The organism is Clostridium sp. AM22-11AC, from assembly GCF_003473545.1.
In the GTDB taxonomy this organism is placed as follows: domain Bacteria; phylum Bacillota; class Clostridia; order Lachnospirales; family Lachnospiraceae; genus Enterocloster.
On sequence record NZ_QUCM01000003.1, the window covers coordinates 32860 to 58377 of the forward strand.

General features: G+C 44.2%; 21 protein-coding genes. 4 read left to right on the forward strand and 17 right to left on the reverse strand.

Annotation, left to right across the window (positions count from 1 at the left end; genetic code table 11):
- The 14 genes from rsgA to DW251_RS04195 all read right to left on the reverse strand — a co-directional run bounded on the left by rsgA (position 1) and on the right by DW251_RS04195 (position 18619).
- On the reverse strand, positions 1-879 hold the full coding sequence (gene rsgA / locus DW251_RS04125; protein WP_021870700.1) for a ribosome small subunit-dependent GTPase A: 879 nt from the start codon (positions 877-879) through the stop codon (positions 1-3).
- 196 nt (positions 880-1075) lie between these two features.
- The gene (pknB, locus tag DW251_RS04135; protein ID WP_118300332.1) at positions 1076-3292 is read right to left on the reverse strand and encodes a Stk1 family PASTA domain-containing Ser/Thr kinase; all 2217 of its coding nucleotides are present in this window, start codon (positions 3290-3292) and stop codon (positions 1076-1078) included.
- Positions 3286-4032: a Stp1/IreP family PP2C-type Ser/Thr phosphatase gene (locus DW251_RS04140; protein ID WP_021870702.1), complete on the reverse strand. Its 747-nt coding sequence runs from the start codon at positions 4030-4032 to the stop codon at positions 3286-3288. Before DW251_RS04140 ends, pknB begins: the two co-directional genes overlap by 7 nt.
- A 1-nt stretch (position 4033) precedes the next feature.
- Positions 4034-5098 carry a 23S rRNA (adenine(2503)-C(2))-methyltransferase RlmN gene (gene rlmN, locus DW251_RS04145; protein WP_021870703.1) on the reverse strand — a complete coding sequence of 355 codons (1065 nt, stop codon included), beginning with the start codon at positions 5096-5098 and terminating at the stop codon, positions 4034-4036.
- A 15-nt stretch (positions 5099-5113) separates the two neighbouring features.
- Positions 5114-6499 (reverse strand): 16S rRNA (cytosine(967)-C(5))-methyltransferase RsmB, encoded by a 1386-nt coding sequence (rsmB, locus tag DW251_RS04150; protein ID WP_118300333.1) that lies wholly within the window; start codon positions 6497-6499, stop codon positions 5114-5116.
- 15 nt (positions 6500-6514) lie between these two features.
- On the reverse strand, positions 6515-7222 hold the full coding sequence (locus tag DW251_RS04155; protein ID WP_021870705.1) for a zinc metallopeptidase: 708 nt from the start codon (positions 7220-7222) through the stop codon (positions 6515-6517).
- Between the two features lie 57 nt (positions 7223-7279).
- Positions 7280-8224 (reverse strand): methionyl-tRNA formyltransferase, encoded by a 945-nt coding sequence (gene fmt, locus DW251_RS04160; protein WP_118300334.1) that lies wholly within the window; start codon positions 8222-8224, stop codon positions 7280-7282.
- 31 nt (positions 8225-8255) lie between these two features.
- The gene (def, locus tag DW251_RS04165) at positions 8256-8747 is read right to left on the reverse strand and encodes a peptide deformylase (RefSeq protein ID WP_118300335.1); all 492 of its coding nucleotides are present in this window, start codon (positions 8745-8747) and stop codon (positions 8256-8258) included.
- Between the two features lie 26 nt (positions 8748-8773).
- Positions 8774-11089, reverse strand: coding sequence for a primosomal protein N' (priA, locus tag DW251_RS04170; RefSeq protein ID WP_243034876.1), 2316 nt, complete (start codon positions 11087-11089; stop codon positions 8774-8776).
- Positions 11090-11269: 180 nt separating this feature from the next.
- Complete coding sequence (locus DW251_RS04175; protein WP_118300411.1) at positions 11270-12679, reverse strand: MmgE/PrpD family protein; 1410 nt, start codon at positions 12677-12679, stop codon at positions 11270-11272.
- Positions 12680-12744: 65 nt separating this feature from the next.
- Complete coding sequence (locus DW251_RS04180; protein ID WP_118300336.1) at positions 12745-15015, reverse strand: hydratase; 2271 nt, start codon at positions 15013-15015, stop codon at positions 12745-12747.
- Between the two features lie 72 nt (positions 15016-15087).
- Positions 15088-16137 (reverse strand): lactonase family protein, encoded by a 1050-nt coding sequence (locus tag DW251_RS04185; RefSeq protein ID WP_118300412.1) that lies wholly within the window; start codon positions 16135-16137, stop codon positions 15088-15090.
- Between the two features lie 37 nt (positions 16138-16174).
- Positions 16175-17428: an SLC13 family permease gene (locus DW251_RS04190; protein ID WP_118300337.1), complete on the reverse strand. Its 1254-nt coding sequence runs from the start codon at positions 17426-17428 to the stop codon at positions 16175-16177.
- 66 nt (positions 17429-17494) lie between these two features.
- Positions 17495-18619 (reverse strand): PrpF domain-containing protein, encoded by a 1125-nt coding sequence (locus DW251_RS04195; RefSeq protein ID WP_118300338.1) that lies wholly within the window; start codon positions 18617-18619, stop codon positions 17495-17497.
- A gap of 165 nt (positions 18620-18784) precedes the next feature.
- Between DW251_RS04195 and DW251_RS04200 the strand changes: the two genes are divergently transcribed.
- Positions 18785-19651, forward strand: coding sequence for a LysR family transcriptional regulator (locus DW251_RS04200; protein ID WP_118300339.1), 867 nt, complete (start codon positions 18785-18787; stop codon positions 19649-19651).
- A gap of 8 nt (positions 19652-19659) precedes the next feature.
- Here DW251_RS04200 and DW251_RS04205 read toward each other — a convergent pair whose 3' ends face one another.
- The 3 genes from DW251_RS04205 to pflB form a co-directional block, all read right to left on the reverse strand.
- Positions 19660-20754: a glycerol dehydrogenase gene (locus tag DW251_RS04205; RefSeq protein WP_021870715.1), complete on the reverse strand. Its 1095-nt coding sequence runs from the start codon at positions 20752-20754 to the stop codon at positions 19660-19662.
- A gap of 243 nt (positions 20755-20997) precedes the next feature.
- A complete protein-coding gene (gene pflA / locus DW251_RS04210) occupies positions 20998-21723 on the reverse strand; it encodes a pyruvate formate-lyase-activating protein (RefSeq protein ID WP_118300413.1) in 726 nt (241 codons plus the stop codon).
- 174 nt (positions 21724-21897) lie between these two features.
- A complete protein-coding gene (gene pflB, locus DW251_RS04215; protein ID WP_118300340.1) occupies positions 21898-24150 on the reverse strand; it encodes a formate C-acetyltransferase in 2253 nt (750 codons plus the stop codon).
- 381 nt (positions 24151-24531) lie between these two features.
- On the opposite strand from pflB, the gene DW251_RS04220 reads away from it, so the two are divergent.
- From DW251_RS04220 to DW251_RS17870, 3 genes are read left to right on the forward strand one after another with little or no spacing between them, the layout of a single operon-like run.
- Positions 24532-25065, forward strand: a complete 534-nt coding sequence (locus tag DW251_RS04220; protein WP_243034878.1) for a hypothetical protein — start codon at positions 24532-24534, stop codon at positions 25063-25065.
- A complete protein-coding gene (locus tag DW251_RS04225) occupies positions 25065-25394 on the forward strand; it encodes a hypothetical protein (RefSeq protein WP_021870719.1) in 330 nt (109 codons plus the stop codon). Before DW251_RS04220 ends, DW251_RS04225 begins: the two co-directional genes overlap by 1 nt.
- Positions 25366-25509 carry a hypothetical protein gene (locus DW251_RS17870; RefSeq protein ID WP_182433574.1) on the forward strand — a complete coding sequence of 48 codons (144 nt, stop codon included), beginning with the start codon at positions 25366-25368 and terminating at the stop codon, positions 25507-25509. The genes DW251_RS04225 and DW251_RS17870 overlap by 29 nt, the downstream gene beginning before the upstream one ends.
- Positions 25510-25518 lie beyond the last annotated feature (9 nt).

The following is a 25518-nucleotide window of genomic DNA, read 5'->3' on the forward strand; positions in this document are numbered from 1 at the left end:
TTAATATCTCCTTTTCTGTTTCAGTTCTTCATACATCAGGCGGTAATTGTCATAGCGGCTTTTGCTGATCTTTCCCTCTGCCACTGCGTCTTTTACGCCGCATACTTTTTCTCCTATGTGGACACAGCCTAAAAACTTGCAGTCATCTTCATACTGGGCAAATTCCGGAAAATAATCCTTTAACTCATTTGCCTCTATATCCGGTGTGAACATGGAGCTGAAGCCCGGTGTGTCCATCATATAAGTATCTTTTTCCACAAAAAACAGCTGTGAATGGCGGGTGGTATGTTTTCCACGCTCGATCTTGCGGCTGATATCTCCTGTTTCCATATCCGCTTCCGGCTGGATCCGGTTGGTAAGAGAAGATTTTCCCACGCCCGAAGGACCTGCTAATACAGTGGTCTTTCCGCGAAGAAGGCTTCTCACCTGCTCAATACCGGTTTCTTCCCTGGCACTGATAAAATATACAGGATAACCTGCAGCCTCATAAATACTGCGGTACTGGTCCATCAGTGCCTCATCTCCCAGATCCTGCTTATTAAAACACAGTTTTACCGGGATATCTTCCATAGACATCATGACCAGAAACCGGTCCAGTAAATTTAAGTTCGGTGCCGGATGGGTCAGCGCAAACAGGACTAATGCCTGATCTACATTGGCTGCTGCCGGACGGATCAGCTCATTCTTTCTTGGAAGGATCTCATCAATATTTCCTTCCATTGTCTCTTCATCCAGCACGGAAAACTCCACATCATCCCCTACCAGAGGTTTGATCTTACGGTTTCTGAATACACCTTTTGCCTTGCACTGGTATACTTTATTTTCACCGTTATTTACGTAATAAAATCCTGCAATTCCCTTGATTATCTTTCCTGTCATTATCTTTCTCCTCGCAATTTTTACCTTAAATGTTCTCTCGGAGTCTTTCTGTGTCTGATTTTGTGAGAAGATTTTTTGTCAGTTGTGCCCAAATTTCTGAGGCGTACGCGGTGCGTACGTTGATGAAATTCGAGTGCGACTGGCGGAAAATCGGCCGCAAAAGCAGGTGCATGAAAAACTCTGAGAGGACATTACCCTAACCTACCGGGAAGAAAGAGACCGGATAAGAGGCGATCACTGCATCCTTCTCTACATCTACCACTTCTACAGTACCATTTTCCACACCATATGCCCCACGGATCCTTGGGAATACAATAGGAATGTCCTGGGAACCTACCACCAGTCTCGGACTGATCAGAGGGGTATAAACTTCTGCCCCGCTTGCGTCCTTCTGCTTTAACCGGATAGAAATTTTTACACTGCTTGTCTGGGAAGCAGGTCCGATATAATTGCTTAAAGAGCAGGTGGTATCAATGGAACCAATGTAATAATGGTTCTCTTCTGCCTGTGCCTGGGTGCTTCCCTCTTCTTCCATTTTATTGATCACATAATCAACCGTGGAAGAAGGCTCAAGAACTGTTCCAGGAAGGGCAGACTGGGTCAGAACTGTACCTTCCGGCTTTCCTGCATCATAATCATAGGTCACAGTACCTGTTTTTAAGCCAGCTGCCTTTAAAAGGGCATCTGCAGTTACTTCATCTTTGCCTAATAATCTTGGCACCTGGCCCTGGGCTGTTTTTGGACCTGTGCTGACTACCAGTTCTACTGTATCACCCACTTTGGCCTGTTCCGGGCTGTAGCGGATGACCTTTCCTGTATCAACGCCATCATTTGACTCTTCTTTTAAGGTTACTTTTAATTCTTTCTCTATAAGAAGCTTCTGGGCATCTTCACCGGAAAGCTGTTCCAATCCCAAAGATGTAAGATCTACCTTGTCGCTGCCCTTGCTGATGGTCACGCCTACGGTGCTCCACTTCTCAACCACTTCGCCTTCTGCAACATCCTGGCGCATTACCTGGTCCGGTTTGTAATTATCAGAATAATCTTCTGCTTCCACACTCATCACCAGGTTGTATTCTTTTAATTTTGCTTCTGCCATATCCTTTGGAAGTCCCAGGACATTTGGCATATAAGTCTGGTCATCTGCCAGGGAAACATTGATACTTTCTGTTGGTTCTTCGCTGGTGACCACTTCTGTTTCCTTGTTCTGATCTGTCTTGGACCAGAAAAGCCCGGTCAGTCTGGAAAATACAAAAATGACCACAACTGCCACTAAAATAGCCGCCACAATTCCCATGACCATAATGATCCGTTCAAACTGGGTACTTACATCTTTTTCCTTTTTCTTTACAGTTCTCTTTTTGTGCGTAGGCTGTTCTGGCTGAGATTTTTCCTCATATTCATCTTCATCCGAAAAATCCTCAGGTTCTTCTGTTTCATCTTCTTCCGGTTCCACTTCCTGCACTGCTGCTTCTTCCACGCGGCTTCTGCGCCGTCCCTGGATCTGTGCCAGTTCTTCCCTGGAAATAGGCCGGGTTATGGACGGATCATTTTCCTCATCTGTCTCCAGTCCGGATCCATAAATATCATAATCCGGATCTACCATTACATGACGAAGATCTGTGATCACATCCCCAATAGAAGGATAACGTCTATCCGGCTTTTTCTGGGTACATTTTAAAATGATCTCCTCTAAACCGCGGCTTACCATTGGATTTAACCGGGAAGGAGGTGTAACTGCCTCCTCTAAGTGAGCAAGAGCAACAGCAACTGTATTGTCTCCTTCAAATGGTACTCTGCCGGTGACCATTTCATAAAGAGTGATGCCAAAGGAATAAATATCACTTCGCTCATCACAGTATCCGCCTCTTGCCTGCTCCGGCGAAATATAATGGACAGAACCTACCGCTGTCGCATTCATCGTCTGGCTGGATACAGCCCTTGCAATGCCAAAGTCTGCTACCTTGACCGTTCCATCTTTTGAAATGATCATATTCTGAGGCTTGATATCACGATGGATGATATGCTGCTCATGTGCAGCGGCAATTCCCTGTGCCACCTGGATGGCAATACCAATGGCCTCTTTATTTTCAAGAAAACCTTTCTTTTCGATATAGTTCTTTAAGGTAATACCCTCGATCAGCTCCATGACGATATAATGAAGGTCACCTTCGTCCACTACATCATAAACATTAACAATATTGGGATGGGACAGCCTGGCTGCTGCCTGTGCTTCCATTTTAAATTTACTGACAAAATTTTCATCAGAGGCAAACTCTTCTTTTAACACTTTAATGGCCACCAGGCGGTCTAAGGTATGACATTTTGCCTTATAAACCACAGACATACCACCGGAACCGATCCGTCCCAATATCTCATAACGGTCCTGAAGATAGGTTCCAGGATTTAACATGATCCCATCCCTCCTTCCTCAGGTTTTACCAGTACAACTGCTATGTTATCTGTTCCCCCTCTTTCATTGGCCTCAGCGATGAGACGCTGCGCTTTTTCTTTTAAAGACCCTTCAGAAAGGATAATGGAACACAGGGTATCGTTGTCTACCATATTGCTCAGTCCATCGGAACACAGAAGGATATAATCCCCCCGTTCTAGTTCTTCCTCAAAGAAATCAGGCACAATATCAGGACGGATGCCTGCTGCCCGGGTAATAATGTTCTTTTTCCGGTTGTAATCCGCGCTTCCTCTCTGCATCATTCCCATTGCCACCATTTCTTCTACATAAGAATGATCCCGGGTGATCTGGCGGATAGAGCCGTCATGGATCAGATATAAACGGCTGTCTCCTACATTGGCTGCATACAGAACACCGTCTTCGATCACAGCAGCCACTAAGGTGCATCCCATTCCCTGAAATTCTTCTCTCTCTAAAGACATATCGTAAAGGGCTTTATTGACTGTTTTTATCCCCTCTTTTATCTGGGTAACACAGGGACCGTCATGACGGTGGGTTAAGTATACCACCAGGTTTTCCACCATGAAACGGGAAGCATAATCCCCCGCCTTATGACCGCCCATTCCATCTGCTACCAGGAAAAGATCCGGCAGGGAGCCTACTTTTTCAGGGGAAGCGTAGATATAATCCTGATTCATGGAACGGACTCTTCCTGTGTCTGTCAGTGCATATGCTTCCATATCAGATCTCTCCTTCCTCCAGATAGCTCTTTCTTAACTGGCCGCAGGCACCGCCGATATCACGGCCCATTTCCCTGCGCACCGTTGCGTTAATGCCATGTTTTTCCAGATAATTTTTAAACTGCTCAATAGCCTTCCGGTCAGACTGAACATAATCACGTTCCTTGATCGGATTGACCGGGATCAGATTTACATGACCATGCTGGTCTTTGATCAGCTCTGTAAGAGCCTTGGCCTCTTCCAGGTTGTCATTTACCCCTTTTACAAGACTGTATTCAAAGGTAAGTCTTCTTCCTGTTTTTTCAAAATAATAATGGCAGGCTTCCAGTACATCCTTTAATTTAAAACTGTTTGCGATGGGCATTAATGTCTTTCGCACTTCGTCATTTGGGGCATGTAAGGACAGTGCCAGTGTGACCTGAAGGCCTTCCTCTGCAAATTTTTTAATTCCAGGAACAATGCCACAGGTTGAGATCGTTAAGTTTCTCTGGCTGATATTTAAGCCCTTCTCATTTGAGATCAGGCGGATAAAGCGGACTACATTATCATAATTATCCATCGGTTCTCCGGAACCCATGACTACGATATTGGACACCCGCTCTCCTGTAATGGTCTGGATACGGTAGATCTGGTCCAGCATCTCAGAAGGACGTAAATTTCGCTCCATGCCATCCAGAGTAGATGCACAGAAGCGGCAGCCCATACGACAGCCCACCTGGGAAGAAATACATACAGAATTCCCGTGGTGATACTGCATCCACACGCTTTCGATCACATTGCCATCTTCTAATCGGAACAGGTATTTTCTGGTACCGTCAATAGCTGAAATGCGCTCTCCTGCTACCTGTAAAGCGGTAAGACTGTAATTTTCCTTCAGTTTCTGACGCAGGTCCTTGGACAGTGTGCTCATATCATCAAAGCTTTCTGCCAGCTTTACATGAAGCCAGTCATAAAGCTGCTTTGCCCTGAAAGATTTCTCTCCCAGGGCTGTCATCTCTGCTGTCACTTCTTCCAGTGTCATGGACTTTATATCTTTTTTACCTTTTGTATCGATCAGGTCTAACATATATTTCAATACTCCTTATAATGTACGCTTGAAAACACTGATGAAAAAGCCGTCAAAGTCTTCAAAAGGAGAAATGCCTGGAAGGATCTGGATCTGACCATTTTTAAGGTCTGCTCCCGGATATGTGTTCTCTTTCAAGCCCGCAAATGCTTCTCCTTTTAATGGAAAGGCTTCTGTCAGATCTTCCGGCTTAAAAGGAAGATTTTCTGTGATCCAACGGGCATTTTCTGCATTTTCCTCTTTATTGATGGTACAGGTGCTGTAGATCAGACGGCCGCCTGGTTTTACGTATTTCCATACAACAGAAAGGATCTCTCTTTGCAGCTTTGCCAGTTCTTTTAAGTTTTCTTCTGTGGTGTGATATTTAATATCCGGCTTTCTTCCAATAATTCCCAGACCGGAGCAGGGCAGATCCGCAATCACAAGGTCCGCTTTATTTTCACTTGCAGGATCATATTCTGTTGCATCCCACTGAACAGCCTTTACATTGACTGCCCCCATACGGCTGGCATTTTCTTCAATAAGAGCCACCTTCTGGTATGTAAGATCCCTTGCTTCCACACAGCCGGTCCCCTGTAATTTATCTGCTATATGAAGGCTTTTTCCACCAGGAGCTGCACATACATCCATAACATAGCTGTCTTTTTTCGGCGCAGCCAGTTCTCCTACTAAAGCAGAGCTGATATCCTGCACCTGGATCCAGCCTTTCTGAAAAGCTTCCAGGCTTTCTAAATAGTCATAATCAGATAATGCAAGCATCGCCTCAAAACCTTCTACCGGTTTTGCTGTAGCCTGCTGTGCCTTCAGGGAAGCCAGGATCTCTTCTTTGGAATCCAGATTAAAATTACAGCGCACCCATACAGGGCGTTCCTTTAAGAAAGATTCTGCAATCTTTTCTGCATTTTCCTTTCCCCAGTCTTTTTCCCACATGGAATACATCCACTGCGGAAGGCTGTAACGTAAATACGGACTGGAAAGATCCAGATCTTCCTTATTTCTTGCAATGGTACGCAAAACTCCGTTTACAAAGCCTTTCAGCCCCTGAAAATGGTGGTGTATGGCCAGTTTGACTGCTTCATTGCAAACAGCACTGTCTGGTACACGGTCCATGTAAAGGAGCTGGTAGACGCTCATCCGCAGGATATTACGGATGAGCGGTTTCATTTTTTCTGTTTTTGTTTTTGAATAACTGTTTATGATATAGTCGATCTGAAGCAGATATTCCAGAGTTCCTTCTGTCACCCTGGTGATAAATGCCCGGTCTGGTTTTTCCAGATACTGGTATTTGCTTAAAGCCTGATTTAACACCAGATGGACGAAATTGCCCTTATCCAGTACCTCTGTCAGGACACCCAGTACAATCTCCCGGTTTTCCAGGCCTCTGTCTATGGCTTTTGCCATATCATGTTCCCCTTTCTAGTCATTTCTGCGTCTGTTTCCAAACAGGAGCATAAGTCTTAAAAGCTGCAGCAGGGATGCTGCGGCTGCGGCAACATACGTCAGTGCCGCTGCATTTAATACCTGTCTGGTCTGTCCTACTTCCCGGCCCTCTAAAATACCGATGGAGTCAAGGAGCGCTACTGCTCTGTGAGAAGCATTGTACTCTACAGGCAGTGTAACGATCTGGAACAGAACAGCCAGTGAAAACATAAGGATGCCAAGATTGATCAGTCCGGTTCCTCCTAATACGATACCAAGGATGATCAGGAGCCATGAGATCTGGGAACCGAAATTAGCTACCGGAACTAAGGCTGCACGCAGTCTTAAGGGCACATAATCTCTTGCATCCTGAATAGCATGGCCACACTCATGGGCTGCCACACCAATAGCTGCAATAGAGGTAGAACCATAAACCGTATCAGACAGGTTGACGGTCTTGCTTCTTGGGTCATAATGGTCCGTCAGTCTTCCTGATACATGGCGCACCGTCACATCATAAATTCCCTGGGACTGTAAAATCCGCTGTGCTGCCTGGGCACCGGTCATGCCGCAGCGGCTGGCTACGGAAGAATAACGGCCATAGGTAGCATTTAACTTTGCAGATGCTCCCATAGAAAGGAGCACACCGATGATGATCAGGACATAAGTTGGGTCAAAATAATACATAGGCATGTAGCCGTACATAAGATCACTCTCTTTCTATTCCATACAGTAATGGTTGTGTTTCCCACAACAGGATCTTTACTCCTGGTGTCCCAGGATCTCTCCCGGTGTAATAGTAAAGCCACGCAGCAGTGCATCTGCTGCCATACGTTTCTTTCCTTCTAACTGAAGTTCATTGATCTTTAAAATTCCCTCTCCTGCTGCGACTGTAAATCCATGTTTGTCAGCCTGAAGGACCTGTCCCGGAACTGCATCTGTAGGAACTGCTTCCTCTAATACATCCGCATCCCAGATTTTTAAAGTCTTTCCATTATAAAAAGTATAAGCACTTGGCCATGGATTTAAGCCGCGGATCAGACGCTCAATGGCTGTGGCTGACATGGTCCAGTTGATATCGCCTAAAGTCTTTGTAAGCATCTTTGCATAGCTGGTGCCTGACTCGCCCTGAGGAGTTCTTGTAATAGTTCCCTTTTCCAGTTTTTCAAGGGTAGACAGAATCAATGGACCGCCTGCTTCACTTAACTTCTCAAATAAGCTGCCGCTTGTTTCCTTTGGATCTAAGGGGATCACCTTTGTCTCTAAGATGTCACCTGTATCCAGGCCAACATCCATCATCATGGTCGTAACACCGGTCTCTTTTTCGCCGTCGATCACAGCCCACTGGATCGGTGCTGCACCACGGTATTTTGGAAGTAAGGATGCATGGATGTTTACACAGCCATATTTTGGCAGATCCAGGATCTCTTTGGATAAGATCTGACCAAAAGCGATAACAACAATGGCATCTGGTGCTTCTTTCTTTAATACTTCTACAAATTCCGGTGTTTTTACCTTTACAGGCTGGTATACCGGAATGCCATATTCTAAAGCCTGGATCTTAACCGGAGTCATCTGGACATCTTTTCCTCTGCCCTTAGGCTTATCCGGCTGGGTCACAACAGCTGTTACCTGATGCCCCGCTTCAACTAATGCTTTTAATGCCGGAACGGAAAAATCCGGCGTTCCCATAAATACAATACGCATGTATATTTCTCAGTCCTTTCAAAATCGGCGTTTACTCTTCTGTGATCGTTTCTTCACTTTCAGTTTCTGTATCCATCAGTTCGCCCTCTACCAGTTCAGTATAAAGCTGACCGTCTAAATGGGCACATTCATGGCAGATGGCTCTTGCAAGTAAGCCTTCGCCTTCTACTTCGATCTCATCCATGTTCTCATCTAACGCTCTTACTACTACATGGTTTGGTCTTGTAACAACGCCTGTTTTTCCAGGAACGCTTAAGCAGCCTTCATAACCGGTCTGCTCCCCGTCCTGCTCAATAATTTCCGGGTTGATCAGTACATACTGATATCCGTCTTCTACATCAATTACTACAATTCTTTTTAAAACACCTACCTGTGGTGCTGCAAGACCTACACCGTTTGCCTCATACATTGTCTCGAACATATCTTCGATCAGCTCTTTTGTACGGTCGGTCATCTCTTTCACCGGTTTACATTTCTTATTTAAAATTTCATCCCCAATAACGCGGATCTGACGAACTGCCATTTTTATCTCTCCTTTAAATATCGTAATTAAGTCAGGTCAGACTGGAAAACAACACTTTCAAGCCCTTGCGCTTCTTTTAAGCATTGTTCCGCCATTTTCCTGATGTGTATCAGTATATCATAGTTTTCCTGCTTTATATATAAAATTTTTCTATAAATATCATTAACTTTGAACACCGGAGCATTTACAGGGCCTATAAACTGGATCGTTCCATCCTTTGACAGATCCTCATTTTGCCCGATCCACTGCTTCAGACACTCTTCCAATAACGCTGCCGCCTGTTCTAATCGTCCCTCATTTTTATCTGCGATCTGGATGGTTAAAAGCCCTACTGCTGGCGGATATCCAAGAAGTTTCCTGAAATTCATCTCCTGGGTATAAAAGGCTTCATAGTCCTGGGCCGCAGCTGTCTGGATGCTGTAATGATCCGGCTGGTAGGTCTGGATCACCACATTTCCAGCTGCATTTCCACGTCCTGCTCTTCCTGCTGCCTGAGTCAGAAGATCAAAAGTCTCCTCACTGCAGCGGTAATCACTGGCATAGAGGGAAAGATCCGCTGCCAGAGCACCTACCAAAGTGACTTTTGGAAAATCGTGGCCTTTGACGATCATCTGGGTGCCAATGAGGATATCTGCTTCTCCTCTTGCAAAAGCAGATAAGATCTGCTGATGACCGCCCTTTTTAGAAGTAGTATCCAGGTCCATGCGCAGGATCCGGGCTTTTGGAAACATCTTCGTGGCCATCTCTTCTATTTTCTGGGTTCCCGTACCAAAAGGGGCAATATATGGGGAGCCACAGGAGGGGCATGTTTTCGGCTGACGGATAGTATAACCGCAGTAATGGCACATCATCCGGCCGTCTTTGTGATAGGTCAGCGTCACATCACAGTGAGGACATTTTACCGCTTCCCCACAGGATCGGCAGGACACAAAGGTGGCATAGCCCCGTCTATTAATAAACAGCATGGCCTGTTCTCCTTTTTCCAGACGGTCCTCCAGCAGTTCTTTTAATCTTTCGCTGAAAATAGACCGGTTGCCCGCTTTTAATTCTTCCCGCAGGTCGGCGATCTCCACCGTAGGCAGAACAGCATCTGCTTTGGCACGTCTGGTCAGCTTATAAAGGTCATATTCCCCTCTTACTGCTCTGGTATAGGTTTCCAGAGAAGGCGTTGCAGAGCCAAGGACCAGCATGGCTCCTTCCATTTCTCCCCGTTTTCTTGCCACTTCCCTGGCGTCATATCTGGGAGAAAGCTCACTTTTATAGGAATTTTCATGTTCCTCATCAATGATCAACATTCCCAATCGTTCAAAGGGCACAAAAAGAGCGGATCTTGGACCTATGATAATATCAATATCCCCGGTTCTGGCCCGTTCATACTGGTCAAAGCGCTCTCCTGCGGACATCCGGGAATTTAGTACAGATACCCGGTCCCCGAAACGAAGATAAAAACGCATGACTGTCTGCCAGGTAAGGGAGATCTCCGGGATCAGAAGGATGACCTGCTTTCCAGCCCGGATCACATGACTGATCAGTTCCATGTACACTTCTGTTTTTCCGCTGCCTGTGATACCGTGGATAAGACATGGTTTTCGGTCCCCATTGTCATATTTTTCACAGATATTAGCTGCGATCCTTTGCTGATCCTTATTTAGAACAGGCGGTTTCCACTGAGCTTTAGAATCGTCTGTTAAAAGGCGGCGCATTTCCTCTAAGGGATTGCGGTACTGGTTCACCACCTGGACTGCAAGAAGTCCCTCCTGTTCCAGCGGCCGGATGGCTGCCGCCGTCAGGTTCAGCTTATGAAGGGTATTTTCATAAGGAAGATCCGGATTTTCTTTTAAAGCATATAATAGTCGCAGACGGGCCTTGTATTTTTTCCGCTCTGCTGTCTGGATCGCAGCTTCCAGAGTCAGCGCATCCACCAGAAGATGGATCTTACGCTTAGGCGCTTCCCGCACCTTTTGCTTCACTGGAAGCACTGTTTTTAATGCCTGGTTCATAGTAGAACCATACCGTTCCTTCATCCACCATGCCAGGTGGATCAGCTGGGACTGGGCGGTAATGCTTCCTTCTACCAGAGAGTCGATTTTTTTTATTTTCGATATGTCGTATTCCGCCTGGTTGGTCAACTCCACCACATAGCCTTTGCGTTTATGGCTGCCTGCGCCAAAAGGAATATACACCTGCTGTCCCGCAGTGATCTGCCCTAAAAGGTGCTCCGGGATGCGGTACTGGAAAGTCTTATCTACGCTTTCGTGGGATATGTCGATGATGATATTTGCATATTGATAGATGGTTGGCTGATATATTGTATCTGTTTTATTATCTGTATTATAATTCAAATTCTGTCACCTGATTTTAGGCTTTCTGCATTTTCTGGTTGTTTCCGTACCTTTTATTGTAACAGAAAATGAAGTTCATGACAACGCAAACAGCCTGAAGTTCATCGTTTTTCACGACTTTCTTCAGGCTGTCTTACTGGATCTTATACTTTTTATACTTCTTATACTTCCTGGTATGTTTTATAATTCAGGTAATCTCTCTGCCTCTGCCAGATCCAGCAATTTTTCTGCTATCTGTTTTTCTTTTCCCGGATAGCAGATCTTAATAAGATTTTCTGTCTTTTTAAGTATCTGCGCTTTTGTAAGAGGGTAATTCTCTCCTCCTGACGGATCAGATACCTGTGTTTCCAGAACAATACCATTTTCTAAAATGACCTTCATAGAACATCCCCAATGAGCCGGATATACAGCCGAAAAAGCTTCATCCGGCATCACCGTTACTTTTTCTATAAGGCATTGCATAGAAGGATCTTCTACTGTCTGATCTGAAAACTCGCTCATAGTCACTTTTCCAAAAAGGAACGCTGCCGCTGTACAAAATGGAATGGAAAACTTTGCATCCATGGTATTTTGCGGATGTAAACAGCCATCACTGACTGCACATTGCTTATATCCCACTTCATAGGTCTTGATCTCAATCTCCCTGATAGCTTCTGTCAGCCTTTTTCTCTCTTCTTCTAAGGTCTTATGATCGTACTCTTTTCCAATTTTTTCCAAAATACTGTCTCTTAATTTCAGACTGCAATCTATAGCACAATGGGCACTGCGGCAGCAGGGATATGGCTTCATATCCATATGAAGGATCTCCCAATCTGTACCAAGACCTTTACTGACTTTTGCTATATCACCAGTATCAGACATAGCCGCCAGTAAGCCGCCATCCTCTGCCTCCAAAATATGCTCCGGTCCGGTCATTCCGGCTTTTGCTAAAAATGCTGCATCCAGACCATTTACAACCGCTCTGGCCGGGTGGAGCACTTTGCAGGTGCTTCCATCCCCTAAAAAGGCCCATCTGCCAAAACTCTGGGTTCCTGCCATCCCAAGAGCCGATACCAGCTCATCTGCATTCAGCCCCAGAAGCTTTCCGCAGGCAGCTGCGCAGCCAAAACCTCCGCAGGTAGCAGTGGCATGCCAGCCCTTTTTTCTGTGACTTGTTACTCCCAACGCCATACCGATCCGGCTGACGGTTTCATAGCCACATACCACTGCTGTGAGAAATTCTTTTCCAGAAGCATGGACATACCGGGCACAGCTCCATGCAGCCGGGATCAGGCTGGCGCTTCCATGTGTTTTTGACGCCGGATGGACATCATCCAGTTCCAGAGTATGGGCCAGCATGGCATTTATATAAGCAGCTGTAGAAATATCCGTTTCTCCTTCGCTTCCCCAGATCTTACCGCCTGTTCCGTTATTTCTCTCTAAATAAGAAGCTTTTACTTTTTTAACCAGCGGATCATCCACAGCTCCCAAAGCAGCGCTGATCAGATCCAGGACCCGGAAAGATACTGTGGTTTTTACTTCTTCCGGCAGGTCATCCCAGCTAAGTTTTTCTATAAACTCTGCCAGTTTACGCATCTCACTTTTCTCCATAAATGCTCCTTCTATTCCCTTACTCTTTGGATCTTTTTGGGATATCATCTTGCTTTTACTTCTTATTATTTTTCTTCCTTATAAAAGTTGATCAGAGAACCTGCAAGAAGTACCTTCTTTTCTGCTTCTGTTACATTTTTAAGTTCCAGTTCCATTGGTCTGGTGCTTCCATCTGTTCCGATCACCGTAGCTGTTACCTTTGTGGCTCCTTCTTCTACTGCTTTGCGGATGCCTGGAAGATATACATATTCTCCTGGTTCCAGAACAATTTCCTTATCCGGATTGGTAAATGGCAGAATGCCCCAGTTTACACAGTTGCTGCGGTAACGCTTGGTTGCATACTCAATACAGATATTGGCAAGTCCTCCAAGAACCTTCTGGCAGCTGGCTGCATATTCTCTTGCAGAACCGTCACCTGGGCGTTTTGCATAAAGGACAGAGCCAATTCCTGTAGTCTTCATCAGCTCCTCTGTATCTGCTGTTACTCCTGCTGCTTTTAATACTTCATAAACTTCTGCCGTCTTTTTTGCATCCCCGTTTCTTCTGGCTGTTTCATATTCCTGAATGGCTTTTGCATTTCCCACATAATGAGGATCCTTGCGGATCAGTGTAAATTCAGAGATCTTATATGGATTAGAGCGATAGGATGCCGTTTCACCAGAAGGGATCAGTTCATCAGTAGTAGTTACTTCATCACGGATCACACTGGCTACCTGAAGCAATAAGTTGTCTGTAAGGGCAACCATCTTTGGCCAATCTTTAATGGAAGGACCATAAACGATCTCTGTCTCGGGCTTTGGATTTTTATAGCCGTTGTATACAATATTCTTATAAATATCACTGTTAAAATGATACTCTGGAGTGTAATATTCTACCGGCACATCTTCTGCGGAAGTCAGATAACCGCCGTTAAATGCGGTTGCTGCAATGGACTTGGAGTCCATAAGCGCAACGGAAGCGATCTGGCCAGTTGCCGGATTGGAGCCTTCACGGTTGGGGAAGTTTCTGGTACTGTGGCGGATGCAGAAATCATTATTTCCCGGAGCATCTGAAGCGCCAAAGCAAGGGCCGCAGAAAGCAGTTTTCACTCTTACACCGTAAGTCATCAGGTCATTTAATACACCTGCTTTATTTAACTCATACATGATCGGCTGGGAAGCCGGATAAATATTAAGTGGGAATGTTCCCAAGCCTTTGTTTAATTTCTTTGCAATGGTATCTACTGCACAGATATTTTCAAAGGATCCTGCTGCACAGCCGGCAATAGCGCCCTGGTCAACATTGATCTTTCCATCATGGATCTTGGAAAGCAGGTCTAAATGGATATCCGGGTTGTTCTCAAATACACGCTTTGCCTCTTCTTCTACCATAGACAGGTATTTTTCCGGCTCTGCGATCACATCTGCCAGAGGATATGCATTGCTTGGGTGGAACGGAAGGGCGATCATAGGAACAATGGTATCCAGATCGATCTCTACGATACCGTCATAAAGGGCTGCATTTCCCGGCACCATTTTCTTATAATCATCTGGACGGTTATGGATCTTAAAATACTCTTCTGTCTTTTCATCGGTGGACCATAAAGAAGAAAGGCAGGCAGACTCTGTAGTCATGGTATCAATACCATTTCTGAAATCCATGGACAGGCTGCTTACACCAGGTCCCACAAATTCCAGGACTTTATTCTTAACGAAATTATTCTTGAATACTTTTCCGATGATGCTTAAGGCTACATCCATAGGTCCTACCCATGGCTTTGGAGCACCTGTTAAAAATACAGCGATCACTTCCGGATAATCGATCTCATAATACTTTCCAAGCATTGCCTTTGCCAGTTCCGGGCCGCCTTCACCGATGGATAAAGATCCCTGTGTTCCATAGCGGGTATGGGAGTCAGATACAATAGACATATCCCCGGACTTCACGATCATTTCACGCATATACTGGTGGATCACCGCTTCATGAGGCGGTACAAAAATGCCGCCGGATTTTTTACAGGCTGACTCCGCATATTTATGTACATCGGTATTAATAGTGCCGCCTACCGCACAAAGGCAGTTATGGCAGTTGGTAAATACACAGGGCATTGGAAATTCCTTTAAACCGCTGGCATAAGCAGTCTGAAGGATACCTACATAAGTATTATCATATACTCCCATGGAGTCAAACTGGATCTGTAAATGTTCCATATTATCAGAATGGTTATGCTTCTTTAACACCTGGTAAGTCAGTGTATTTTTAAATGCCTCTTCCTGTGAGACAGCTGCTGCTTCTTCTTTTGATGCAATCCTCTTATTATCAATAATGATCTGTTTTCCGCTGTGTAAAGTGACCATACTCATTCTCCTTTTCTTCTATAATTTATATGTATTAACATGTCCTGATCTGAAATTTTCCCACATCTTGTACTAACAGGTTTTCCATGCAATGCACACCGGACTTTCTGTAGCGATCTTCCTTCCTGTATCTTTCAACGTTCCATCTTTTAGGATCTCAAAAACAGTAATGGTATCAGAAAGCTCATTTGCTGCCAAAAGTCTGGTGCCTTCCGGGTTTAATGTAATAAATCTTGGCTGCTCTCCGCCTGTTTTGATATTCTGGATATAAGTCATATTTCCTGTTGCTTCATCCAGATGATAAACCGTAATGCTGTCATGTTTTCTGTTGGAAACATACAGTGTATGACCTTCCGGATGGATATCAATGGCACTTGCCCAGCCATCTCCTGCATAATCTTCCGGCAGACTGGTAAGAAGCTGTTTTAATGCCAGCTTACCTGTCTTTTCATCAAAATCATAAGCTGCTACGGTACTGTCTTTTTCATTTACACAGTAACAGTATTTATTTCCCGGATGGAACACGCAGTGTCTTGGTTCCGCACCGGTACGGCCTTTCTGGATAAATGTTTCTTTCAGACTTCCCTGTTCTTCGTCAATGGCAAACACGGTCAGTTTCCCGACTCCCTGCAGTCGCCCCTGGGAAGGGACCACCAGCCAGCGTCCGCTTCTGTCTTTCATGGTCTGGTGAGGATGGGAAATATAGCCGGGACCGCCATTTCCTGAAATAAATTCCAGGTCATAAAGTTTTCCCAAAGATCCATCTTCAAGGACTGGGATCACAGATACGCTTCCCGTCTGGAGATTGGCTACATAAAGCCATCTTTCTTCTGGGTCTAATGTAAGATGCACCGGATTGGTCCCATATGTTTTTACTGTATTAAGGTACTCTAAGGTACCATTTTCCCGGATCTTAAATGCGCTTACCTGGCAAAAATCTCCATGTATGCTGTACAGACGGTCCTGTGCTTTATTCAGACAGAGATAAGAAGGATTTACCTGACCTTCCAGGATCTGTACCAGCTCCCAGTTATCTCCATCAACCTTGTATACACTGATCCCTTTTCCTCTGGCTTTTCGCTCTTTTGTGGTACGGCAGCCAATATATGCAAATTTTTCCATTTTCATCTTTCCCTTCTGTATTATGTTTTCTTAAAATTTATCCAAGAAATTTAAGCAGTCCGGCTAAAGTCAAAACAAACACCAAAGCTACCATTCCAGCAGAAAGCATAAATAACTGTCCAAATAATTTCTGCTGTTCTTTCTCATCACAGCCAGATTCCTGGGTGTAACTTGCCATGATCAGGCTTCCGCCTGTAGACAGAGGACTGATACCTGCTACCGTAGCGCTGCATACGATGGCTACGATCATCTGCATAACAGAGGCACCGCCTACCTGTGCTGAAATATCTGGAACTGTAGGGATCAGCGTTGGGAATACAACTCCATTTGCACTGGAAAACCATGACATCAGACCGCCTGTAAATCCCATAAGCGGCGCTGCTGTAGTAGAATTCATAAAAGATGCAAGGATATCAGAAAGCAACTCAATACCGCCCATTGTCTGGGTAATGTTCATCAACACACTGACACCTGCGATCAGAATCAATACATTCCATGGGATCATCTTGATCGCTTTCTTCTCATCTGCAGTTCTAAGAAGGATAAGAACAAGTGATAAAGTAAAGCAGATCAGTCCTACATCATAAGAAAATCCAACTACCATAACCACCATGATCAGTAATGCCACTAGGCTGATGGTCTGTTCTTTTGTAAAATGTTCTTTCACAGCAGCAGCTTCACCGGCACTTCTTCTCAGTTTATAACCGCCTAAAACAATATAAGTAACAACTGCACAGGCAAAGTTGGCAATGGAAACTCCAATAAACATGTTCATTCCAACGCCTTCCATATTCATTTGTGCCAAAAGATCATTTACAATGATACCGGTCAGTGCAATAGGTGATGCTGTGCCTCCTACTGCTCCAAGGATGGCCATTGCTCCCATAAGTACCGGGCTTGCATCCATCTGTACTGCCAGTGATACAGCAAACATAACGGTTACCGACTGTACGCTGATAGCACCAGGGCCTGCAGCGGAAAGGATAAAACTTACAAGATAAATAATGACCGGAACCAGGAATGTATTATTTCCGCAGAAGCTGATCAGCTTTTTGGAAACTTTTTCCAGTGTTCCGTTTTGCTGCAGCAAACTGAAAAATAACATGGTTCCCAACAATGTGCTAAACAGTTTATACGGAAAGCCGCCATAGATCTTTCCTGACGCCATTCCCCCTATAGTTCCCAGGATCAGTGCCAGTCCAAAACAGACAATACCTACATTCATCTTTCTTACAAATCCCAATATGATCGCGCCAACCAGACAGGCCAATGCCAATACCTGTAATCCCATATGTAATTCCTCCTGAATGTTAAAACATTTCCCCAATTATCTTAATTTTTATGAAGTTACTTCAGATCATTCTCTTATGTATACAAAGCCATCCATGATCCTTCTTGCTGTTCTTGTAACACCGCCTTTTAACACCTTTTCTCCATCCATCTTAATATCTACATCGGTAATACCGCTGGAATGTCCCAGACGGATGATATCACCCTCTAATGGAGCTTTTAATGTTTCATAAACGATGGTTCCAGGGATCCTTGCAGCAGCACCTGTTCCTACAGCTACTGTCATAGGATATGCCTTATGCAGGGCACCTACGGAGATTGCTCTTACACACAGATCCATATCTTCGGCCTTTACTTGATTTTTGTCCATATCTGTGTAATCCTGAGGCGCTGATACAATGGATACCTTTGGTGCAGAAGTAGATTTCGTTCTGGCATCTTCCCATTTTTCCACAAACCCGCACTTAACAGCTGCCATTCCACGGATCCGTTCAATATGTTCCATAACATCTGCATTCTGGTTTAATTCCACCAGTTCCGTTCCTTTAATTCCCAGATCCGATGCCTTGATAAATACCATAGGATTGGAGCAGTCTAAAACCGTTACCTCTGCCGGACCATATCCCGGTACATCAAAAATCTCTTTTTTCTGTCCTGTGGGGAAGAGCTTTCCTGTTTTAGAACCTGCCGGATCTTCAAAATACATATCAATACGGGAACCTGTTCCAGGAACACCCTTGATCACTTCATCCCCATACACATCTGCATGGTCATCTTTTACACGTACATGTTCTTCAATGATCTTGTTGGTATTGGTATTTAAAATACGAACTACTGTGATTGGCTCTACAGCCGGAACCAGGCCCTCATCAATGGCAAATGGACCTACAGCAGATGAGATATTTCCGCAGTTGGCGCTTCCATCTACCCTTGGAATGATAATGTCTACCTGGCGGAATGTATAATTTACATCTACATCCGGGCGGTCGGATTTGGAAATAATGGCAACCTTACTTGTAGATGATACGGTTCCGCCCATTCCATCGATCTGTTTTACATCCGGGGTTCCCATGACTTTCATAAAAATGTCATCCCAGAGACTCTGATCTTCCGGCAGATCCTTCTCATGGAAAAATACGGCTTTGCTGGTACCGCCTCTCATGTAAACACAGGGATATTTCTTCATATACATAAAACAAGTCCTCCTTTATATTGATTTCTATACGTTTTTCTTTGTTTAACTGTATTATAGGCCTTGCTATCCATTCTGTAAAATTGTATAATTTCATTATATTACATTCCATTATGGAATGGTTTATGTTTATGGAAATTTGCCTGACAGGAGGTTGGTTTATTTATGGATGAACAGGATATTGAACTTTTAAAAACATTGATCGATACACAGAATATTACAAAGACAGCAAAGAAGCTTTATACCACCCAGTCTTCTCTCACCAAACGAATCCAGAAAATGGAGCAGGACCTGGGATGCCAGCTTTTTATCCGTTCCCGCAAAGGCATTCTCCCTACACCCGCTGCTGAGGGGATCTTCCCGGAAATTGAAAAGATCTCCCAGTCCATGGAACACATACGGGCCTATGCCCTTTCGCTCCAGGGGGAGATCTGCGGTTCTTTAAAGATCGGTGTTTCTGTTAATATTGCCCGGTATAAACTTCCAGCTGTACTGAAAACATTTATGAAAAAATATCCAAAAGTAGACATTTATGTGACTACAATGCAAAGTACCCAGTTATACCGTGCACTGGCTGATAATGAGATCTCTATTGCATTGGTCCGTGGCAATTTTAACTGGCAGGATGGGGATGTTATCCTTTCTAGAGAACCGGTATGTCTGGTACGAAATCAGGAAATGGCTGAACTCTCCTTAAAGGATATCCCTTATATCGGACGTCATACGGACTCTCCTTTTTACGACCGCATTGAACAGTGGAAACAGGAAAATGGGTGCGCCAACTGCCGCACCCAGCTTTGGATCGATGATATTTCCAGCTGCCTGGAAATGGTGGAAAATGGTATTGGCTGGTCTATTTTGCCGGAGATCTGTTTAAAAAATTATAAAGGGAGCATCACGCCCCTTTTCTTTCAGGACGGATCTCCCTTTATACGTACTTCTCATATTTTATATAAAAGCCATTATTTTGAACTCCCTCAGGTGCGGGCCTTTATACAGACTGTGCTTGCTGAGGAATACTTTAATGCTTAAATACAGCACTATTTTCCCAGTACCTCTTTCCCCAGAGAATCAGCAGCAAGGATTGCATCGTAAAGCTGATCTGCAGTTACATCTGCTACCATATTATGTATGGATTCGCCTTCTACACAGGCATGCTCTGCAATGACCTTTACCTGTTCCTTGGTTGTTACACCAATTTCTTCCAGAGTAACAGGAAGACCTACTTCCCGGCAGAAATCCTGAACTTCTTTAAACTCTGCCTTTGGAGCGCCCTCTAATATCAGCTGTACCAGAGTACCATAAGCAACGCAGTTTCCATGTGGTGCACTGTGTCCGCCTAAAGCTGTCAGACCATTATAGAATGAATGGGCAACAGCCAGACCGCCATTATCAGCGCCTACACCAGACAGGTATACATTGGCTTCGATGATAGCATCCAACGCTGGAGTAACCACCTGATTTTCACAGGCATGTTTTGCAGCTGCGCCATACTCTTTTAAAGTCTCATAGCAAAGTTTGCACAGTGCCATTGCAGATCTTGTAATACCACCAAATTCCAGGCTTGGCGCATCGGTACGCTGACATGCTCTTGCTTCAAAATAAGTTCCAAGAGCATCACCCATACCTGCTACCAAAAATTTAACAGGCGATTTTGCGATCACATCACTGTCCACAATAACAGCTTCCGGGTTCTTTGGATAAAATAAATAGCTGTTAAATGTCTCATCATCATTGTAAATAACAGAAAGTCCTGTACATGGAGCATCTGTCGCAACGACTGTTGGGATAATTACCACCGGAAGTTTTTCATAATGAGCAGTAGCTTTTGCTGTATCAATGGCTGAACCACCGCCAACACCTACTACTACATTCAGTCTATTTTCGCGGACAATTTTTCTCATCCGTTCAATCTCACCAACACTGGATACACCACCAAAAATCTCATACTGGCGGATATCTTCTGTTCCTTCAAAACTCTTCTCAATCTTATCATGGCACATTTTGTATCCACTTCTTGAACAGACAAACAAGAATTTGTTTCCAAGATCTTTCATTTCCTCATGGAATTTAAACAGAGAATCCTTTCCCTGTACATATTTCTGCGGTGCACGCATCATTCTCAGTCTTGCCATAATAATTACCTCCTGTTTTTCACATTATTTTGAGATTATTAGTTTGTTAATTTATTATCACATGCATATATTATACTACCAATACCCTAAAATGCCAAGAAATAATTTATATAGAACATGTACAAAATTTTAAACAGAAATCCTGTTTGCCTCTTTTACATACTAACCTTGAGCTTCTGCATAATAAAAAAGACAGCTGCACCAACAGGTCTGTCCTGTATAGCTACCTCTGTCTTTTTCATATTACTGATATTTACTTACTTCCAGGATCTCCTCTGCCTTCTTTACTTCTTCTGCAGTAGGCGTTCTTACACCATCCAAAGTATAGGGAATTCCCAGTTTCTGCCATTTAAACAGTCCCAGTGTATGGTACGGAAGTACCTCTACACGTTTTACTGTCTTTAATTCCCGGATCAGGTCACGGGTCTTTATCAGTCCTTCTTCATCATCGGTCAGATCCGGCACAAGTACATGGCGCAGCCACATATCTTTTCCATGGTCTGACAGCCATCTTGCCATCTGTACGATATTTTCATTTGGACATCCGGTTAATTTTTTGTGTTTTTCGTTGTCGATCTCTTTAAAATCAAGGATCACCAGATCCGTTACTTTCATCAGTTCTTCAAATTTGCTGATAAATGGTTCTTCCAGTGTAAAAGGATTGCCTGCTGTATCCAGAGCTGTGTGAACGCCTTTTTCCTTGGCTTTCTTAAAAAACTCTGTAACAAAGTCGATCTGGAGAAGAGGTTCTCCTCCGCTGACGGTAATACCGCCGTTTGGCTGTCCTTTTTTATTCCAGTAGCTCTTATACCGGTATACATGGGAAAATAATTTATCTGCAGTCCAGGGAGTACCTCCCTCTAATTTCCATGTCTCCGGGTTATGGCAGTAACGGCACCGCATGCGGCAGCCCTGAAGAAATACAACGAAACGGACACCTGGACCGTCAACCAGTCCAAAGGTCTCCATAGAATGAACAAATCCTTCCACGTCCTTCTCCTTATTTTCTGAAAATGCATTCCATAAATATTTATAACGGTCCAGAACATAATGTCCTGAACCGTTACATCATTATATGGATCTTTGATCAATAGCGGAATGCTATTTTATTTCTCAGTTACATTAAATGCAGCCTGTATTAAATTACATGGTTGCATGGCAGGTTCTGGAGATAACGTCCAGCTGCTGCTCTCTTGTTAAGTCGATGAACTTAACAGCGTATCCAGATACACGGATAGTGAAGTTAGCATACTCTTCCTTCTCCGGATGCTCCATAGCATCGATCAGCTTCTCCTTACCAAATACGTTTACATTCAGGTGATGAGCGCCCTGATCGAAGTAGCCGTCTAATACCTGTACCAGGTTATCTACTCTTTCTTCTTCGCTGTGGCCTAAAGCATCTGGGTTGATAGTCTGGGTATTGGAGATACCATCCAGAGCCCACTCGTAAGGCAGCTTAGCTACAGAGTTTAAGGAAGCCAGTAAGCCGTTCTGCTCTGCGCCGTAGCTTGGGTTTGCACCTGGGGACAGTGGCTCGCCTGCTCTTCTGCCATCTGGCATGCTTCCGGTAGCCTTACCATATACTACATTGGAAGTAATGGTCAGGATAGAAGTTGTAGGCTCAGAATTTCTGTAGGTGTGACGTCTCTTTAACTTCTCAAGGAAGGTCTTTAACAGCCATACAGCAATCTCATCTGCTCTGTCATCGTCATTACCGTATCTTGGGAAGTCTCCCTCAGTTACGAAGTCAACGATCAGGCCAGTCTCATCACGAACAGTCTTAACCTTTGCGTACTTAATAGCACTTAAGGAGTCAACTACATGAGAGAAACCAGCAATACCGGTAGCGAATGTACGTCTGACATCGGTATCGATCAGAGCCATTTCAGCAGCCTCATAGAAGTACTTGTCATGCATATACTGGATCAGGTTTAAGGTATTTACATATACGCCTACCAGCCAATCCATCATTACCTCGTACTTACGGATCACTTCATCATAATCAAGGTATTCAGAAGTAATTGGTGTGTACTCTGGACCAACCTGCTCTTTGGACTTCATATCACGTCCACCGTTCATAGCGTACAGTAAGCACTTAGCCAGGTTTGCGCGGGCACCGAAGAACTGCATTTCCTTACCGGTCTGGGTAGCAGATACGCAGCAGCAGATGGAGTAATCATCGCCCCACTCTGGCTTCATTACGTCATCGTTCTCATACTGTACAGAGCTTGTATCAATAGAGATCTTAGCTGCATACTTCTTGAAGTTCTCTGGCAGTGCAGAAGAATAAAGAACAGTCATGTTTGGCTCTGGGGATGGTCCCATGTTCTCTAAGGTGTGCAGGAAACGATAATCTGTCTTGGTTACCATAGAACGTCCGTCTACACCGATACCGCCAACTTCCAGAGTAGCCCAAACTGGGTCGCCGGAGAACAGCTGGTTGTAAGATGGGATTCTTGCAAACTTAACCATACGGAACTTCATTACCATGTGATCGATCAGCTCCTGAGCCTGGGACTCAGTTAAGATGCCCTTATCCATATCTCTCTTGATGTAGATATCAAGGAAAGTAGAGATACGGCCAACACTCATTGCAGCACCGTTCTGGGTCTTAACTGCAGCTAAGTATCCGAAGTATAACCACTGAACAGCTTCCTTAGCAGTCTTAGCAGGCTGGGAGATATCGTATCCGTAAGATGCTGCCATCTTCTTCATATCCTTTAATGCCTGATACTGTCTGGAGATCTCTTCTCTTAAACGGATCACGTCATCAGTCATAGTTCCGTCACCGCAGTTAGCAAAATCATTTGCCTTCTCTTCCATCAGGCGGTCGATACCGTACAGAGCTACACGGCGGTAGTCACCTACGATACGTCCACGGCCATAAGTATCTGGAAGTCCGGTAATGATCTTGTTGTGACGAACTTTCTTCATCTCTGGAGTGTAAGCATCAAATACGCCCTGGTTATGGGTTCTGCAGTACTCAGTGAAGATCTTGTGAAGCTCCGGGCTTGGCTCGTAGCCATAGTTCTTGCAAGCTTCCTCTGCCATACGGATACCACCGTAAGGCATGAATGCTCTCTTTAATGGCTTGTCTGTCTGCAGACCAACGATCTGCTCTAAGTCCTTGGTCTCTTCACTGATATATCCAGGTCCATGAGAAGTAATACCGGATACGATATCAGTATCCATATCTAAAACGCCGCCCTTAGCGCGCTCTTCCTTCTGAAGTCCCTGCAGAATTCCCCAAAGCTTATCCGTAGCTTCGGTAGGTCCTGCTAAGAATGATGCATCACCGTCATATGGTGTATAGTTCTTCTGAATGAAATCTCTTGTATTGATCTCTTCTTTCCAGAGACGACCTTCAAATCCGTCCCACTGTTCGTAGTTAAACATTTCCTTCCTCCTGTTTTTGTATTCCGCGATTGTTAGTTTTTCTTAACTCACCACGAATGATATCATATTTTCGGAGAAAGGCAAGTGATTTTTTGATAAATTTTATCTTGTGTTAAAGAAAAAACAATGTTTGTTTTTTGGTGCATACAATCAGAGTTTATGCGGGGTTTTAAGGGTGATTTTGTTTGGGAAAATGTGCAATTTTAGCCATTATCAAGTTCCCTCTTCCAGTAATTTCTTTAAACCTAAAAATGACATTCATCCATATTGTGGATTCTCATTCTTTTTAAATAATGTATCTAACTCAAATAAAAATCACGTTCAGCACTTATTGTTGGCAAATCCTGGAACCTAACCGATAACAGTTCAAGAAAATTTATTATGGTTCAACTACCAGAAACTATTCAAAATGCACAATATAGTAATATTTGTGAAATTGGTGAAGAGCGTATCCGTCGTGCTGGAAAGAAGATCAAGGAAGAAAATCCGCTTACCACTACTAATCTTGATATCGGCTTCCGCGTTTTCAAAATAGACAGCAGTAATATGGAAGATGTCTACTACCGCCCTGCCGATTACAATCAGGGACAGATGGAACTGTTCGCTGACAATATCAAACCGGATCGTACACCAGAAGATCTGCTCTTCCAGGTAATGCTCGACCTTGGTATTTTGCTCTCCTCTGACATTCAGGAAACAGAAATTGCTGGCAAGAAGGTGTTCTCTGTAGCGGATGGTTATCTGATTGCCTGCTTTGACAAGGATGTTACAGAAGAAACCGTCAAAGCCATTGCGCAGAAGCAGCCAGTTTATGCCGTATTCCGTGACAGCAGTATGGCGAGTGACAGCGTAGCCACAAACTTTGAGCAGATATTTGAAACCTATAGTCCGAGAACGCAAAGGAAGGTGCTGTAATGGCTGAGATGAAATTCAAATTTACCATACAGCCTTACCAGACCGAGGCTGTGGACAGCGTGGTAGGTGTATTTGCTGGTCAGCCTTTCAACGACCACTTCACCTACCGCCGCGATGTTGAAATCAAGCGAGATGTGACAAACTGGATGCCTTCTGATGAAGAACTGTACATGGGCTTTGCCAACGCTAAGGTACAGCTCGATTACGGTCAGCTTTTGGATAATATTCACCGTATCCAGGCTCGCAATAATATTAAGCTCTCCGATTCTCTGAAATCCGGAGGGCTGGGTGTATGCTCCCATGGAAACATTAAATTTGAAGCCTATTGAAAAAGCGAAAATCGACTGTGCCAGAAAGCTGTTTCACAATTTCTCCTCTGCAGATGTGGTTTACGACAGTGTGGACAGCTATCAGCACCTGTTAGATATTATGAACAAGCTATAAAATCGCATA

Bases quoted from the DNA above. Each gene is read 5' to 3' on its own strand.
- DW251_RS04185 (WP_118300412.1), bottom strand. From the start codon at position 16,137: ATGGAAAAATTTGCATATATTGGCTGCCGTACCACAAAAGAGCGAAAA.
- DW251_RS17870 (WP_182433574.1), top strand. From the start codon at position 25,366: ATGGAAACATTAAATTTGAAGCCTATTGAAAAAGCGAAAATCGACTGT.
- DW251_RS04220 (WP_243034878.1), top strand. From the start codon at position 24,532: ATGGTTCAACTACCAGAAACTATTCAAAATGCACAATATAGTAATATT.
- pflB (WP_118300340.1), bottom strand. From the start codon at position 24,150: ATGTTTAACTACGAACAGTGGGACGGATTTGAAGGTCGTCTCTGGAAA.
- DW251_RS04195 (WP_118300338.1), bottom strand. From the start codon at position 18,619: ATGTATATGAAGAAATATCCCTGTGTTTACATGAGAGGCGGTACCAGC.
- DW251_RS04225 (WP_021870719.1), top strand. From the start codon at position 25,065: ATGGCTGAGATGAAATTCAAATTTACCATACAGCCTTACCAGACCGAG.
- rlmN (WP_021870703.1), bottom strand. From the start codon at position 5,098: ATGTTAGACCTGATCGATACAAAAGGTAAAAAAGATATAAAGTCCATG.
- DW251_RS04190 (WP_118300337.1), bottom strand. From the start codon at position 17,428: ATGGGATTACAGGTATTGGCATTGGCCTGTCTGGTTGGCGCGATCATA.
- rsgA (WP_021870700.1), bottom strand. From the start codon at position 879: ATGACAGGAAAGATAATCAAGGGAATTGCAGGATTTTATTACGTAAAT.
- pflA (WP_118300413.1), bottom strand. From the start codon at position 21,723: ATGGAGACCTTTGGACTGGTTGACGGTCCAGGTGTCCGTTTCGTTGTA.
- DW251_RS04175 (WP_118300411.1), bottom strand. From the start codon at position 12,679: ATGGAGAAAAGTGAGATGCGTAAACTGGCAGAGTTTATAGAAAAACTT.
- DW251_RS04180 (WP_118300336.1), bottom strand. From the start codon at position 15,015: ATGGTCACTTTACACAGCGGAAAACAGATCATTATTGATAATAAGAGG.
- DW251_RS04200 (WP_118300339.1), top strand. From the start codon at position 18,785: ATGGATGAACAGGATATTGAACTTTTAAAAACATTGATCGATACACAG.
- def (WP_118300335.1), bottom strand. From the start codon at position 8,747: ATGGCAGTTCGTCAGATCCGCGTTATTGGGGATGAAATTTTAAATAAG.
- DW251_RS04140 (WP_021870702.1), bottom strand. From the start codon at position 4,032: ATGGAAGCATATGCACTGACAGACACAGGAAGAGTCCGTTCCATGAAT.
- pknB (WP_118300332.1), bottom strand. From the start codon at position 3,292: ATGTTAAATCCTGGAACCTATCTTCAGGACCGTTATGAGATATTGGGA.
- DW251_RS04155 (WP_021870705.1), bottom strand. From the start codon at position 7,222: ATGTACGGCTACATGCCTATGTATTATTTTGACCCAACTTATGTCCTG.
- fmt (WP_118300334.1), bottom strand. From the start codon at position 8,224: ATGCGTATTGTATTTATGGGAACGCCGGATTTTTCCGTTCCGGCATTA.
- rsmB (WP_118300333.1), bottom strand. From the start codon at position 6,499: ATGGCAAAAGCCATAGACAGAGGCCTGGAAAACCGGGAGATTGTACTG.
- DW251_RS04205 (WP_021870715.1), bottom strand. From the start codon at position 20,754: ATGGCAAGACTGAGAATGATGCGTGCACCGCAGAAATATGTACAGGGA.